Below are 15,787 nucleotides of genomic sequence, written 5' to 3'. Positions count from 1 at the left end.
TTTGAATACGCAGCATCGGCAAAATCCTGTTGCTGGGCACACGTGTGTGAACAGTAACATGCAAAGTACAAAGTTTTTGCTCTCTTTATTGACAGGATATAAAAAAAGCGTATATAATAGAGCAAATTACATATTTGGCAAAACAGTTGAAAAGCTGCGACGCAAAGCTATAGGGCCTGTAAAATGGCAGCCAGTTGCATTAACACGATAACAGAGTATGTTATAGTTGTATGGCTATGGCGTAACTCTGTTTTTTTATAGGAATTTATCGAAACTTGATCTGCAAAGATGGAATTTTCATGTTCAGAAACCGGTCGTGGAGGCTTTTTAATTGCGTGTATTTTGTGTGTCTTTCGACCGGAATCGGTAAAACGTGGTGATAAGGGATCGTTAGATAGGCGTATGGCGGCTGGGCGGTAGAAGGTTTATAGCGGAATCTTAACAGATACGGTTAGCTACAATACATGCTTATATATAGTTTGCATCTTGTGTAATTTATTTTGCATCAAAAGAATTGATAGACAAAATGAGCGTTGAGTGTCGAACTGCGCGATCAAAACGAGTTGAAACTTGTTAAAAAAAGAATTTATAATTATTTTAATCATCACAGGTGCCGAGGAGGAGAATATTATGGCAGAAATGAAGATTGCGATCGCAGAGGATAATCGTCAGGCATTGGATATGCTTGGAAATATACTGGAAAGTGATAAGGAGATTCAGGTGGTCGGAAAAGCGGAAAACGGAACCGATGCCTATAATATGATCGTAAAGACAAAGCCGGATATTGTATTTCTGGACGTAGTGATGCCGGGAATGGATGGAATTTCGGTTATGGAGCGCATCAAGACAAATCAAGACTGTTCAGCTGACACTTCCTTTGTTATGATTACAGCTGCGAGCAGCGAGAATCTGACAGCGGATGCTTTTCGGATGGGCGCCTGTTATTACATAGTAAAGCCATTTTCGAAGGAGGCGGTTTTAGACAAGGTACATCGCCTGAAGAATTACAGGAACCGCGCTTCGACCCTGGCGGGCAACCGGAAGGTGGAGCCGTATATGGTGTCGGCGGAATATGAAAGACAGAATCTGGAGAGCGATGTGACGCAGATTCTGCATGAGATTGGGATTCCGGCTCATATTAAGGGATATCAGTACCTGCGGGATGCGATTATTTTGTCAGTCAGTGATAAAGAAATGCTCGGTTCTGTGACGAAAATCCTGTACCCGACCATCGCCAAGAAGCGCCAGACCACTTCAAGCCGTGTCGAGCGGGCAATCCGCCACGCGATTGAGGTCGCATGGAGCCGCGGCAAGATGGACACGATCAACGATCTATTTGGATATACCGTCAGCACAGGGAAAGGAAAGCCGACCAATTCGGAATTTATCGCATTGATTGTTGATAAGATTTGCCTGGATTATAAGCGGGATGTATAAAATCGTGCGGTGCTTTTTGGAGCCGAAAGTGCTGTAAGCCTTTTTAACACGATTGTAACACATTTATGAAAGTGACTGATTGCATGGGTAAATGTGTGTATGATAAGATAAAGGGGAAATAAAAGATGCAGGACTGAAAAACTGCCCCTGTATAAAACAGCTGGACAGAGAGGTCAGGAAAGCAGCTAAAAGAACGGAGAATTGCCTATGAAAAAAAAAGTACCGGCGTACAATGGAACCCTGCGGGATCACACGATTATGTGTCCGTATTGTATCAGTGAATGTTCAGGAATCCGCATCTTTGGAAAGCGTATCAAATCGATCGCCTTCTCAACGGATGTGGCAATCATCAAAAATATCAACGCGGATGCGATCATCGCAGTTTATCCGTTTACTCCGCAGGCAGCTATCTCACAGTCGATCATCAGCATCTCGGATGTGCCGGTGTTTGTCGGGGTCGGCGGCGGTCTGACCGGAGGAAAGCGTTCCGTCCGTCTGGCGCTTCAGGCAGAACATCAGGGAGCCTACGGTGTAGTGGTCAATGCGCCGATCGCGGATGAGGTCATCACGGAGATCAAGCGGGTGGTTGACATTCCGGTCATTGCGACGATTGCTTCGGTTCACACGGATGTCCGCCGCAAACTGGAGGCGGGAGCCGATATTTTAAATGTATCAGGCGCTGCCGCCACCGCATCGATGGTAGCCGAGATCCGGAAGGAGTATCCGGACGTTGCCATTATCGCGACCGGAGGACCGACTAACGAATCGATTTTGGAGACGATCGAGGCAGGAGCCAATGCGATCACGTACACGCCGCCGTCCAACGGCGAGCTGTTTGCGCGGACGATGAAGAAATACAGGGAGATCAATCCCTGATTATACAAAAGCCGGGGCCGAAGAGAAAACATAATTTTCTTTTCGGCTCCGGCTTTTATTTTTGTTTCATAGGAAATTGCGTCCTATGAAACAAAAAAACGCTCCGCGAGGATGCGCACTCGCGCGAAGCAGAAACATGTCGCAAGCGACCGCGCTCGGCGCGAGAATGTGCCAAGGCACATTCTTTTTCATGCGGTAAAATTTATAATTCATCCGGTACTATGCAAAATATCCAATTCAGAAAATACAGTCTGCAAATCGGAACTATTTGTCATATATTTCCCGATTTTTTTCTCTGTCGCCTACTTTCTAATTCCCTGATTCTATTGTATAATAATTTTAATAGGGTGCCAGATCGCGAGCGGGCACGGTTGGGAGGTAGTAGCTATGAAGAATATTCTGTTTATTGCATCGGAGGCGGTTCCATTTATCAAAACAGGAGGTTTGGCAGACGTTGTCGGATCCCTTCCAAAATGTTTTGATAAGCAGTATTTTGATGTGCGTGTCATGATCCCGAAGTATCTGTGCATCAAAGAGTCATTCCGCAATGAAATGAAGTATGTGAACCATTTTTATATGGATTATCTGGGACAGAACCGGTATGTGGGCATCCTGGAATATGAATATGAGGGCGTGACCTTCTATTTTATTGATAATGAGAGTTATTTCTGGGGTGATCGCCCGTATGGGGACTGGTATTACGATCTGGAGAAGTTTTCTTTCTTCTGCAAGGCGGCTCTCTCATCCCTGCCGGTGATCGGCTTCAAGCCGGATGTCATCCACTGCCACGACTGGCAGACGGGACTTATCCCGGTGCATCTCAAGGACAAATTCCACGGCGGCGAGTTCTTCCGGGATATCAAGTCCGTCATGACGATCCACAACCTGAAATTCCAGGGTGTGTGGGATGTGAAGACAATCCAGCATTTCTCTGAGCTGCCGGACTACTATTTTACACCGGATAAGCTGGAAGCTTACAAAGACGGCAATATGTTAAAAGGCGGCATCGTATACGCGGATGCGATCACGACGGTCAGCAACACCTACGCGGAGGAGATTAAGACTCCGTTCTACGGCGAGGGACTGGACGGTCTGATGCGTGCGAGAAGCAACAGTCTGCGCGGTATCTTAAATGGTATTGATTACGATGAATTTAATCCGGAGACAGATAAACGGATCGTACAAAATTATAACGCAAAGACATTCCGCAAGGAGAAATCCAAGAATAAAAAGGCGCTGCAGGCGGAGCTGGGACTGGCGCAGGACGAGAAAAAGTTCATGATCGGTATCGTCTCCCGTCTGACCGACCAGAAGGGACTTGACCTGGTACAGTGTGTGATGGATGAGATCTGTACGGAAGATGTACAGCTGGTTGTGCTGGGAACCGGAGATGAACGGTATGAAAATATGTTCCGCCACTATGACTGGAAGTACAATGATCGTGTTTCCGCTAATATTTATTATTCGGAAGATATGTCGCATAAGGTATATGCAGCCTGTGACGCATTCCTGATGCCGTCGCTGTTTGAACCATGTGGGCTGAGCCAGCTCATGGCGCTTCACTACGGAACCGTGCCGATCGTGCGTGAGACGGGTGGCCTCAAGGATACTGTATGGCCATACAATGAATACGATGGAACCGGAACAGGATTTTCCTTTGCTAACTACAATGCACATGAGATGCTCGACTGCATCCGCTATGCAAAATACATCTATTATAATAAGAAGCGCGAGTGGAACAAGATCGTAGACCGCGGCATGGCGGCTGATTTTTCCTGGCAGACATCGGCTGGAAAATATCAGGAATTGTATGACTGGCTGATAGGATATTAATGACGGACCGAGTGATTTAGGACAGTGGCATATGTGTGGAAGAAAACAGAGGAATTAAGATAGTACAGGAGAGAAACATGACTTTTTTTCAGGAATTGACATCAAACCAGACGCTGATGACCGGCGTGACCGGGTGGGTGGTCGCCCAGGTGCTCAAGACGATTCTGGACATCGGGCTGAACCATTCGTTCAACCCGGAGCGTCTGATTGGCTCCGGCGGTATGCCGAGTTCCCACTCATCCACTGTATGTTCGCTGGCAACGGCGGCGGCGCTGCGGTATGGAGTGGGAAGCTTTGAATTTTCCATCAGCTTTATTCTGGCGATGGTTGTTATGTATGACGCGATCGGTGTCCGGCAGGAGACAGGAAAGCAGGCAAGAGTTCTGAACCGCCTGCTTTTCGATGATTTCCTCAAGCTGGACGGCGTGGTATTACAGGAAAAATTGAAGGAATACGTGGGGCATACGCCGATACAGGTAGCAGCAGGCGCGATTTTAGGCATTTTGATTGCATTTATTCTCGATCCGATGTTCATATAACGAACATCGGATCTTTTCATTTTGGCTGATAGATGGTATAAATATAGGGATAACGTGTATTTAAGCGTTAAATGAAACTGAGGAAATGAGAACAGAACAATGGAACAGAGAAGAGACATAGAAAATATCAAACCAGCCTGCCGGTTAATTCTGGCGAGTGCGTCTCCGCGCCGCAGGGAGCTTTTGGAGCGGATTGGGCTGAAACCGGAGATTCATCCGAGCACTTTGGAGGAAAATCCGCTCTGTACGGAACCGGCGCAGGTTGTGATGGAACTGGCGGGACAGAAGGCGCGCGATGTGATGGCGCAGGTGCGTGAGGAGGCGCGGACGACGGGAACCCTATTTTCCGGGATTATCATTGGTTCCGATACCGTTGTCAGTGTGGATGACGAGATTTTAGGAAAACCGGCGGATCGGGATGAGGCGCTTGAGATGATCGGACGGATCCAGGGGCGCAGCCACCGTGTATACACGGGCGTGGCGATCCTGACTGAGGATCGGGAGAGCTGCTTTGCGGTTGAGACGCGGGTGGATGTATATCCGATGAGCGATGCGGAGATCGAGGCGTATGTAGACTGCGGCGAGTCGATGGACAAGGCGGGTGCATACGGCATTCAGGGAAGTTTTGCCGCGCATATCCGCGGAATCGATGGTTCTTACACGAATGTGATGGGGCTGCCGGTCGGAAGGCTCTATCAGGAATTGAAGCGGATCTGCCCGGAGAAGATAGAAGATCTGCTCAAGCATACGGTCTGAGGTGGATGGCTGATGGAAAGAAAGTTACTGTTCACGGGTAGGCACTTTTGGAACCGAAAGTGCCGTAAGAAAACGTGGTGGCAGACCGTGAACCAGAGTGGAAGGATTGACAGAACGCAGCGCTGCTGGTCATATGTGTGAACAGTATTCAAGTCGAACGTCCGTGAGACTTGGCGCGTGATTCTGGTCAGCGTAAGCTGACATATTCTTTACAGAATCACTGCGCATCCTCGCGGAGCGTTTATCTCAGTCGGAGACCCAACTCCCACTGAGACAAATTTGCTATTACTCACCACCTGAAGAGGTGGGAGTCTTCTCGACTGAGATAAATCAGCCGCTCAGAGAGAATATGTGACAGGAATTGCTAAAATATGCAGGAGAAAGGGAGTATCCATGCAGAAACAGAAAAGGAAGACAAACCATATCCACCGGGCGGCGTGTGCCCTGCTTGCGGGGCTGGCGCTCAGCCTGGGGCTTTTGACTGGATGCGGCTCGGACGGCAGCACGATCGTGGTGGGAAAGAAGAATGAAAAGGGTTATTCCCGCGCGGAAGTGATGGTGATTGCCATGACGGAGAAAAAACGCTATGAGGAGGTCTGTACGGATCAGATCTGGGGCGTTTCAGTTGGAGAAAAGGGCGATGATTTTGAAACGTATCTAAAAAAACAGATCCGTTCGTTTATGGATGAGCTGAAAATCATGAACCTGCTGGCAGCCGATCGGGGGATTTCCCTGACTTCAGAGGAGCGGGCGGCGATGGACCGGGCAGCAGCCGAGTATTTTGGGCGTCTGCCGCAGTCGGCGATTGACTCGATGGGCGTGACAGAGGCGGATGTCCAGCATATCTATGAGGATTATGGTCTGGCGGAGAAGCTGGCGGGACAGCTCACGGACAATGTGGCGCTGGAGGTCAGCGACAGTGAGGCAAAGGTGATCCATGTCAGTCAGATAAAGACATCGGATGAGAGCGAGGCAGACGCCTTCCAGCGGGCGGCATCGCAGGAAGATGCCGATTTCCAGTCCTGTGCCGAGGAGGCGGGGCTGACGGTGAGTGACCGGGTGCTGGGGCGCGGTGATGAGTCGGATGCCTATGAGAAAGAGGCATTTTCCCTTGCCGAGGGCACAGTCAGCCAGGTGATCCATGCGGACGACGCGTACTATGTGCTCAAATGTACGGACGATTATGACGAGGACGAGACGGCGGCGCGCAAGGAGCGCATCTACGAGGAGCGGAAAAAACGCGCCTTTCAGGAGATCTACGACCGGTTCAGCAATACGATCTCCGTTTCTTACAGCAGCGGGCTCTGGGACAGTCTGGATCTGACCTCGGAGTTCGAGAAAAATGACGCGGATTTCTTTGAGATTTACGCGGAATATGCGATCAAATAGGTAGTCTGTACCTGGGGCGGGCAGACAAAAGTAAACTTATTTTTAAAAAAGGATAACAATTCGGAACAACCGCTTGACTACCGGGGAAAATTCTTCTACAATGAACGGTAATGTCCGGTCAGGCGGACATACTGTGGAGGAAAAATACATGAATATCATAAAAGCGGTCAATCTTGTATTTGATTATATAAGACGCGATGAAGAGGGGCAGGTAGAGGAAGTAAAGCGCGCCCTGGATCATGTGAATCTGGAGATTGAGAAAGGCAGCTTTGTGGCGATCCTGGGACACAATGGTTCCGGCAAGTCCACATTTGCCAAGCAGATCAATGGCATTCTGAGCCCGACCGACGGTACGCTTTTTGTATCGGAGATGGATACGAGGGACGAGGCGCATCTGTGGGATATCCGCAAAAATGCGGGCATGGTCTTTCAGAACCCGGATAACCAGATCATAGGAAATATAGTGGAAGAGGACGTCGGATTCGGTCCGGAAAATATCGGAGTTCCGACCGAGGAGATCTGGAAGCGAGTGGATGAGAGCTTAAAGGCAGTCGGGATGACGATGTACCGCAAGCAGTCCCCGAACCATCTGTCCGGCGGACAGAAGCAGCGTGTGGCGATCGCGGGCGTCATGGCGATGAAACCAGAATGTATCGTGCTCGATGAGCCGACGGCGATGCTCGATCCGAACGGACGCAAGGAGGTTATCCGCACCGTCCATGAGTTAAACCGGGTGGAAGGAATCACGATGGTGCTGATCACCCATTATATGGAAGAGGTGGTCGATGCAGACCGCGTGATCGTCATGGATGACGGTCATATCGTGATGGACGGCACGCCGAAGGAGATTTTCTCCCGCGTGGAGGAACTAAAACAATACCGGATGGATGTGCCGCAGGTGACGGAGCTTGCGTGGGAGCTTAAGAAAAAGGGAATTCCGCTTCCAGATGGAATCCTTCGTAAATCGGAGCTTCTGGACGCACTGGTACCGCTTTTGAAAGAGGAATAGAGATGGCAATACAGGTAGAAGATTTGTGCTACACCTACGGCGAGGGCACGGCGTTAGAGCGCCAGGCATTAAAGCACGTGAGTTTTGAGATTCAGGACGGCGAATTTGTCGGTCTGATTGGTCACACTGGATCGGGAAAATCAACCCTGATCCAGCATTTAAACGGTCTGATCAAGCCGACCAGCGGCGACATTAAGTATCAGGGTGTCAGCATTTACAGCCAGGGTTATAAATTAAAGGATCTGCGGAGTAAAGTGGGGCTGGTGTTCCAGTATCCGGAGTACCAGCTCTTTGAGGCAGATATTTTTACAGACGTCTGTTTCGGACCGAAAAATCTGGGGCTTCCGCAGGAAGAGGTGGAAAAACGTGCCCGCCATGCCTTAAAGCTGGTCGGCATGGATGAAAAATTTTATAAGCAGTCCCCGTTTGAACTTTCCGGCGGACAGAAACGCCGCGTCGCGATCGCGGGTGTACTGGCGATGCGTCCGGAGATGATGATCCTCGACGAGCCGACGGCGGGACTCGATCCGCAGGGGCGCGATGAGATTTTAGGTCAGATCGAGCGCCTGAACCGGGAGCACGGGCTGACGATTTTGGTGGTTTCCCACAGCATGGAGGACATGGCGCGCTACGTGGACCGCATCATGGTCATGAACGACGGCGTGAAGATGTTTGACGATACGCCGAAGGAGGTATTCCGCCATTACAAGGAGTTAGAGGCGATCGGTCTTGCCGCGCCGCAGATCACTTATGTGGTGCAGGGACTTCGGGAGCGCGGGATTCTGATCGACGACACGATCACGACGGTAGAAGAGGCGCGGGAGGCGATTCTGGCGCTGTATAACAAGCGGAGGGAGAAACAATGATACGGGATATCACAATCGGACAGTATTATCCGGTCGAATCAGTGGTTCACCGGCTGGATCCGCGTACCAAGCTGTTTGGAACGCTGATCTACATTATTTCATTATTTTTCGCGGACAACCTGCTCTGCTATGCAGTGGCAACCGTATTTCTGGCGATGGCGGTCCGCACCTCACGCGTACCATTTAAATTTATTGTGCGGGGACTTAGGGCGATCGTGTTCCTGTTACTTATCAGTATCAGCTTTAACCTGTTTTTGACGAGCGGACGGGTTATTTTCCAGATTGGATTTTTAAAAGTGACGCATGAGGGCTTGCGGCTGGCAGTTTTCATGGGTCTGCGCCTGATGTATCTGGTGATTGGTTCCTCTGTCATGACGCTGACGACGACCCCGAACCAGCTTACGGACGGCTTGGAGCGGAGTCTGGGATGCTTGAACCGTCTCCATGTGCCGGTGCATGAGATCTCGATGATGATGTCGATCGCGCTGCGCTTTATCCCGATTCTGATTGAGGAGACGGATAAGATCATGAAGGCACAGATGGCGAGAGGCGCTGATTTTGAATCTGGCAATCTCGTACAGCGGGCAAAGAGCATGATCCCGATTCTGGTACCACTTTTCGTATCGGCGTTCCGCCGCGCGACGGATCTGGCGATGGCGATGGAGGCGCGCTGCTACCGGGGCGGAAGTGGGCGCACGAAGATGAAGCCGCTGCATTATGAGAGGAGAGACCGGATTACCTACTTGATTCTTCTGGCTTATCTGGGAATTGTGATTGTACTGCGGATCGTTTTTTAGCGAAAAAGGGGTTACTGTCCGCGGGTAGGCACTTTTGGAACCGAAAGAGAGGTGCATAGGCTGTGCAAGCTGTGTGCCTCTTGATTTTTGTATTTTGGTTAGTTAGAGCTAACATAAGGTGGAATGGAGAACAACAGAAGGAGGACTTCAATGGAATTAAAACAGCTTGAATATTTTATGGTTGCCTGTGAAAAAGGTAGTTTTAATCAGGCAGCAGAATGCCTATACACATCCCAACCGAATGTCAGCAAGGTGATCGGGATGCTGGAACAGGAGCTGGGGCGTGCGTTATTTGAGCGGACAAGCAGAGGGCTCAGGGTTACCCCATATGGAGAAACGGTCCGGGAGTATGCACACAATATTTTAAATCATGTGAGTCTTATTAACTCGCTGGCAGAAGATACGCAGGAACGGAAATTTACCGTTTCTACCTACCCGAGCAACATGATTGCGAGGCTTCTGACAGATTTTTATAAGAAATATGGCTGCGAGTGCCAGATTTCCCACCGGGAAGGCAGTGTGGAGGAGATTAGTGATCAGGTATCCCAGGGAATTTCGGAGTTGGGGATTGTGTATGTAGCACAGAAACAGGTTCCGGCATTCCGGCATATTTTGTCCCACAAAAAATTGTCTTTTCAGGAACTGGATGTCAAACCTGCCTGTGTTTATGTGGGACCAAATCATCCGCGTTATGAGGATGAGAGTATCGATTTTACCGAGCTTCCGCAGTTAAAATTCGTCAGCGGAATCCGGGATTTTTTCTCAATGGAGCATCATTTAAACCATGTGAGCCTGGGAGCGATCAGCACGGATATGCTGAATACGGTTGTACATACCAATAGCGATCATATGACAATGAATCTCCTGATGCAGAGCGATATCTGCAGCCTGGGAATTGATTTTTTATATGAGGATTATAAACAATATCCAATCCGTAATCTGAAGATCCGGAATAGTGAACCATTTCTGGTAATCGGATATATTTACCAGAATGAAGAAAAGCTGAGTGCGGAGGCAGCGTGGTTTTTAGAACATTTCAAAAAAATGCTTTAATTGTTTAGATATAACAAATCGTTATAGCAATCCCCCTGTAAAACGATAGTGGTTAGTTGTGCGTAACTATGTTATCCTTTTATCTGCCGGTAAAAACGAATTGTTTTAACAAAGTAGATAAAAGAGATGCAGGCTTTCAAACCTGCGTCAGGCATAACAGGAGGACATATATGAAAAAAAGTAAAAGACTCATAGCGGCAGCTGGTGTTCTTTCCGTGGCTGTCTTGGCTGGATGTGGCGGAAACGCTTCAAACAGTACAGAAGGGACAAAATCAGAGCAGAGTGCATCGGCAGAGAGCACGAAGGATGAACTGGTATTTGTTAATTATCGGGATATCCGTGATCTGAATCCACATCTGTATGCAGGTGAAATGTATGCACAGGAAATGCTCTACGAGACCTTAGTCAATATTACAGAAAATGGGTATGAGGGCTGCCTGGCAGAGAGCTGGGATATCAGTGAAGATGGAAAGACCTACACGTTCCACATCCGTGATGGAGTGAAATTTTCGGACGGAGAGGTGTGTGACGCCAACGCGATCAAGGCAAACTTTGATGCAATCATTGAAAACAAAGATCGTCACACCTGGCTGGAAATGATGAATCTTCTGGTTGGGGTTTCGGCTCCGGATGATAAAACCTTTGTGATCGAACTGTCGGAGCCGTACTATCCTCTGCTGACAGAGTTGGGAGTTACCCGTCCGTTTGCAATGATTTCTCCGAAGGCGATGAAGGACGGAAGCACAAAGGATGGCGTAAACGAATACATTGGAACAGGTCCATATGTCCTGACCGATTTTGTGACAGATGAGTATGCAGTATTTGAAGCAAACGAAAACTATTGGGGGGAGCAGCCGTCCATCAAAAAGATTACGGTAAAAGTAATACCGGATAATCAGACGCGTATCATGGCACTGGAAAAAGGGGAAATTGATCTGATTTTCGGTAAAAATATGATTGATGCGGATGCAATTAACCAGTATACGGGAAATGACAATTTTACGGTTGCGTTATCGGATCCGACCTCGACCCGGCAGATTGTACTGAATACAACCCGTGATATTCTGGATGAGAAGGAAGTGCGTAAGGCACTTCAGCATGCGACAAACAAAGCAGCGATTTCAGAAGGTATTTTTTATGGTCTGGAACAGCCGGCGGATACACTGTTTGCATCTACCGTTCCTTACTGCGATATCAATCTGCCCCCATATGAGTATGATGTGGAAGAAGCAACGAAGATGCTGGAGGAAGCAGGCTGGACGTTGGCTGGAGACGGCGTACGTGAAAAAGACGGCCAGAAAATGGAACTGGAGCTGCTTTATAACAGCGATAGTGTGACGGAAAAAGCGATTGCGGAGTACCTCCAGAGCGAATACCAGAAGCTGGGTGTCTCCCTGAACATTCATGGAGAGGAAGAACAGTCTTACCGTGATAGTATGAAGGCTGGAAACTTTGACATGGTATTTAATATCTGCTGGGGAACTCCGTATGACCCGCAGTCCTCCCTGGCGGCGATGCGCGCTCCGGTTTATGGAGATTTTGCGGCACAGCAGGGACTGGAAGATAAGGCAGATATCGATGATGCGATTACAGAGATCCTGGTTTCCACGGATGAAGAGCGCCGTCAGGAGCTGTATACATTTGTGCTGACCCGTCTGCATGAGGATGCGGTCTATATTCCGCTTACTTATGAGTGCAATAAGGCAATCTACCGTTCGGATCTGCAGGGCTTCCATTTTACGCAGACTCAGTATGAGGTTCCGTTCGCTGATTTCTATTTTGGAGAGAAGAAATAAAGGAAAAATAAATGAAACAATATATCATAAAACGAATCCTGTCGGCAATTCCGCTTCTTATTATCATTTCGTTTGTGTGTTTTGTGTTTATTAACCTGATACCATCCGATCCGGCGGAGGTGGCACTGCGCATCCGCCAGGTACCGATTATTACAGAAGAAGCGGTGGCACAGGTAAGGGCGGAACTTGGATTGGACAAACCATATCTGATACGATATATTTCCTGGCTGGCTGACTGTCTGAGGGGAGATTTTGGAATCAGTTACGTCAATCCGAGCCGTACAGTTGCGGGCGAACTGATGCGCTGTTTTCCGGCGACTCTGCAGCTTGCGGGTGTATCGTTTGTGATGGTTCTGGTACTGAGCATTCCGATTGGAGTGCTCTGTGCCGTTTATAAGGATGGTGTGTTTGACCGCATCATGCGGGCGATTGTTTTTATGACAACGGCGATGCCTGCATACTGGGTAGGGCTTCTTCTGATCTGGCTGGTTTCGATCAAGCTGGATCTGCTTCCAACGAGCGGAAGCGGGAGCTTTAAACACCTGATTCTGCCATCGTTTACGGTATCATTGAGTTATATATCGACGTATATCCGCCTGATCCGCAATAATATGTTGGAAAACATGAAACAGGATTATGTTCTCTATGCCAATGTGAGAGGCATTCCAAACCGGCAGATTCTTCTTAAACACATTTTGAAAAATTCGATGCATACTTGTATTGTAGCGATCGGAATGAGCATACCGCAGCTGATTTCCGGAACGATCGTCGTTGAGAATGTATTTGCCTGGCCGGGGCTTGGGACACTCTGTATCAGCTCGATTTTTAACCGGGATTATCCGGTGATCCAGACGTATGTGCTATTGATCGGAGTACTATTTGTCGGATTTAATTTATTATTTGATATTCTTCAGACAATTTCAGATCCGCGTCTTAGAAAGGAGAGTCATTGATGGTAGGACGATTGATTCGAAACCGGGCGGCCGTTGGAACGATTGGTCTGGTGCTTATCGTGGCGCTCATAGGGATCTTTGCACCGTTTATCGCACCGAATGATCCGTATGCACCGGATATTTTAAATAAATTTGCCGGATTCAGCCAGCAGTATCCACTTGGTACCGATAATCTGGGACGGTGTATTTTGTCGAGAATGATTTATGGAATCCGTCCGACGCTGGGGCTGGCAGTCCTGACCATGCTTGGAACGATTGGCCTGGGAGCGTTGATGGGACTTTTGGCAGGTTATTTCCGCGGGATCGTGGAAGAGGTGATCATGCGAACCGTCGATGTAATGCTTTCATTTCCGAGCCAGATCATGGTGTTTGCAGTGGTAGCCCTGTTGGGAATCAGCGTGCAGAATGTAATTCTGGCCAATGTGTTTATTAAATGGGCCTGGTATGCGCGGATGATCCGGACAGGTGTTATGCAGTATCGTGACCGGAACTTTGTGCGCTTTTCACGATGTATAGGAACACCAGAATCTTTTATATTATTTCGCCATCTTGTACCGTCAATTGCGGCAGATCTGGCAGTTTTATCCTCTCTGGATGTCGGATGGGCGATTATCAATATTTCAACCCTCTCATTTCTGGGACTGGGTGTACAGGCACCGACACCGGAATGGGGAGCGATGCTGAGCGAGGCGAAGAATGTCCTCACCAGCAATCCGGTACAGATGCTGGTTCCGGGAATTGCGGTGGTAATTCTGGTAGCAGCGTTTAACCTGATGGGAGATGCCCTGCGGGATGTGCTGGATCCGAAGGAGGTGCAGAAATGAGCCTGAATCATGAGCGGGTGCAGCCGATTCTGCGGGTGGATGGACTGAATGTAGAACTGAAAATCAGAAATAAACAGAAAAAATTGGTCGAGAATGTAAGCTTTGAGGTAGAGCCGGGGCAGTGCCTGGGTATTCTGGGAGAATCCGGAAGCGGAAAAAGCATGACGGTAAAAGCAATTCTGGGACTTCTGGACCGCCAGTTCCGGATAGAAGGACAGGCATGGTTTGAGGGAAAGGATCTATGCCGGGCAGGACGGGATGAACTGCGGCGGCTGCGTGGGCAGAAGATAGGCATGGTTCTCCAGAATCCGATGACCTGCTTTGATCCACTTTACCGGATTGGAAGCCAGATGGCCGAGACCTTTGCAGCCCATACAGATTGGGATCGGGCAAAGATCCGGGAGATTTCCCTGGAAGTATTGGAAAAAATGAGAATTCATAATCCGGAGGAAGTGCTGGGGCAGTATCCACACCAGCTTTCCGGAGGAATGCTTCAGAGAATCATGATTGGGCTGGCACTGGCGATGAAGCCGGCACTTCTGGTGGCAGATGAACCGACAACGGCAATCGATGCCATCACCCAGGCTGAAATTTTGAAGGAATTTCAGCGGATCAAGGAAGAAAGTCATACGGCGATGATATTTATCTCCCATGATTTGGGGGCGGTTTCGAAGATTGCGGACGAGATCGTCGTGATGAATGGAGGAAAACTGGTCGAACAGGGCGATTTTGAACATATCTTAAGGCATGCAAAGGATCCGTATACACGGATGCTTGCAGAGACACGGCGCTCGGTCATGGAGCGCTACCGGCTTTGCCTGGATAATCAGGAGGAATTATGCTTGAATTAAAAGATATATGTGTCAGCTTCCGGAGTGAGCGTCAGGATAAATTGTTTGGAACCTCCAGGGACCAGGTGCTGTTTGACGTATCTTTGCAGGTGGAAAAGGGAAGCTGCCTGGGGATCTTAGGAGAAACCGGAAGCGGAAAATCGACGGTTGGACGTGTCCTTTGCGGACTTTTAAAACCGGATTCCGGGCAGGTGCTTCTGGATGGGGAGGAGATTTATCGAAACCGTCAGGGGAGAAAGAATCTGCAGAAGAAAATCAGTATTGTTTTTCAGGATTATACAACCTCGGCGAACCCGCGTTTCCGTATACGGGATATTCTGGCGGAGGGACAGCGGGCAGCAGCACGTAAAAAGGGAATCCGGAAGCTTTCAAGAGAGAAAATAAAAAAAGGTGCCGGAGAGCTGATGGAGATGGTGGGACTAAGTGCAGATTTTCTGGATCGATATCCCCATGAATTGTCCGGCGGTCAGCTCCAGCGAGTCTGCATTGCCCGGGCGGTAGCCTGCGAACCGGAGATAATTCTGTTCGATGAGGCGATTTCATCTTTGGATGCACATACGCAGGTGCAGGTTATGGAGCTGCTTATAGATTTAAAGGAGAAACTGAATCTGACGTATGTATTTATTACGCATGATTTGACGTCGGTTACCTATCTGTGCGATGAGGTGCTGTTTTTATACCGCGGACATATCACAGAATGCCGTCCGGTCCGGGAGCTGGGAAAGACAACGGATGAATATGCGCGCAGGCTGCTGCAGGCGATCGTTTAGATGGAATTGAGTAAAAGGAGCAGAAAAGTTCTCAGAAC

The 15,787-nt window shown here is 48.8% G+C and carries 15 protein-coding genes and 1 riboswitch; all 15 genes read left to right on the top strand.

Translation table 11 applies throughout. From position 1 onward, the window contains the following. Positions 1 to 126: 126 nt before the first annotated feature. A riboswitch (cyclic di-GMP riboswitch) is annotated at positions 127 to 202 on the top strand. A gap of 428 nt (positions 203 to 630) precedes the next feature. Continuing rightward, positions 631 to 1,437, top strand: coding sequence for a sporulation transcription factor Spo0A (spo0A, locus tag DWZ76_RS01195; protein ID WP_117796494.1), 807 nt, complete (start codon positions 631 to 633; stop codon positions 1,435 to 1,437). A gap of 207 nt (positions 1,438 to 1,644) precedes the next feature. Then, positions 1,645 to 2,313 carry a hydrolase gene (locus DWZ76_RS01190; RefSeq protein ID WP_117796493.1) on the top strand — a complete coding sequence of 223 codons (669 nt, stop codon included), beginning with the start codon at positions 1,645 to 1,647 and terminating at the stop codon, positions 2,311 to 2,313. Positions 2,314 to 2,700: 387 nt separating this feature from the next. Continuing rightward, a complete protein-coding gene (glgA, locus tag DWZ76_RS01185) occupies positions 2,701 to 4,146 on the top strand; it encodes a glycogen synthase GlgA (protein WP_118471534.1) in 1,446 nt (481 codons plus the stop codon). A 77-nt stretch (positions 4,147 to 4,223) separates the two neighbouring features. Next, a complete protein-coding gene (locus tag DWZ76_RS01180; protein WP_117796491.1) occupies positions 4,224 to 4,685 on the top strand; it encodes a divergent PAP2 family protein in 462 nt (153 codons plus the stop codon). Between the two features lie 99 nt (positions 4,686 to 4,784). Next, a complete protein-coding gene (locus tag DWZ76_RS01175; RefSeq protein WP_118471532.1) occupies positions 4,785 to 5,441 on the top strand; it encodes a Maf family protein in 657 nt (218 codons plus the stop codon). A gap of 393 nt (positions 5,442 to 5,834) precedes the next feature. After that, positions 5,835 to 6,830 (top strand): peptidylprolyl isomerase, encoded by a 996-nt coding sequence (locus tag DWZ76_RS01170; protein WP_118471530.1) that lies wholly within the window; start codon positions 5,835 to 5,837, stop codon positions 6,828 to 6,830. A 148-nt stretch (positions 6,831 to 6,978) separates the two neighbouring features. Next, entirely contained in the window at positions 6,979 to 7,839 is an 861-nt protein-coding gene (locus DWZ76_RS01165; protein ID WP_107001012.1) for an energy-coupling factor transporter ATPase, read from the top strand. 2 nt (positions 7,840 to 7,841) lie between these two features. After that, entirely contained in the window at positions 7,842 to 8,705 is an 864-nt protein-coding gene (locus DWZ76_RS01160; protein ID WP_118471528.1) for an energy-coupling factor transporter ATPase, read from the top strand. Beyond that, on the top strand, positions 8,702 to 9,502 hold the full coding sequence (locus tag DWZ76_RS01155) for an energy-coupling factor transporter transmembrane component T (protein ID WP_118471526.1): 801 nt from the start codon (positions 8,702 to 8,704) through the stop codon (positions 9,500 to 9,502). The genes DWZ76_RS01160 and DWZ76_RS01155 overlap by 4 nt, the downstream gene beginning before the upstream one ends. 150 nt (positions 9,503 to 9,652) lie before the next feature. Continuing rightward, entirely contained in the window at positions 9,653 to 10,555 is a 903-nt protein-coding gene (locus DWZ76_RS01150; RefSeq protein ID WP_107000780.1) for a LysR family transcriptional regulator, read from the top strand. Positions 10,556 to 10,725: 170 nt separating this feature from the next. Next, positions 10,726 to 12,351 (top strand): nickel ABC transporter substrate-binding protein, encoded by a 1,626-nt coding sequence (nikA, locus tag DWZ76_RS01145; RefSeq protein WP_118471524.1) that lies wholly within the window; start codon positions 10,726 to 10,728, stop codon positions 12,349 to 12,351. Positions 12,352 to 12,362: 11 nt separating this feature from the next. Then, the gene (opp1B, locus tag DWZ76_RS01140) at positions 12,363 to 13,304 is read left to right on the top strand and encodes a nickel/cobalt ABC transporter permease (RefSeq protein WP_118471522.1); all 942 of its coding nucleotides are present in this window, start codon (positions 12,363 to 12,365) and stop codon (positions 13,302 to 13,304) included. Then, complete coding sequence (opp1C, locus tag DWZ76_RS01135; protein ID WP_118471520.1) at positions 13,304 to 14,128, top strand: nickel/cobalt ABC transporter permease; 825 nt, start codon at positions 13,304 to 13,306, stop codon at positions 14,126 to 14,128. The genes opp1B and opp1C overlap by 1 nt, the downstream gene beginning before the upstream one ends. After that, positions 14,125 to 14,979 carry an ABC transporter ATP-binding protein gene (locus DWZ76_RS01130; protein ID WP_107000777.1) on the top strand — a complete coding sequence of 285 codons (855 nt, stop codon included), beginning with the start codon at positions 14,125 to 14,127 and terminating at the stop codon, positions 14,977 to 14,979. The genes opp1C and DWZ76_RS01130 overlap by 4 nt, the downstream gene beginning before the upstream one ends. Next, positions 14,967 to 15,749, top strand: a complete 783-nt coding sequence (locus DWZ76_RS01125) for a dipeptide/oligopeptide/nickel ABC transporter ATP-binding protein (protein ID WP_107000776.1) — start codon at positions 14,967 to 14,969, stop codon at positions 15,747 to 15,749. Before DWZ76_RS01130 ends, DWZ76_RS01125 begins: the two co-directional genes overlap by 13 nt. Positions 15,750 to 15,787 lie beyond the last annotated feature (38 nt).

The sequence above is a fragment of the Clostridium sp. AF35-15 genome, assembly GCF_003477745.1.
In the GTDB taxonomy this organism is placed as follows: domain Bacteria; phylum Bacillota; class Clostridia; order Lachnospirales; family Lachnospiraceae; genus Otoolea; species Otoolea fessa.
Note: the sequence above shows the minus strand (reverse complement) of the source record. Positions and strands in the feature narration are given on the sequence as shown.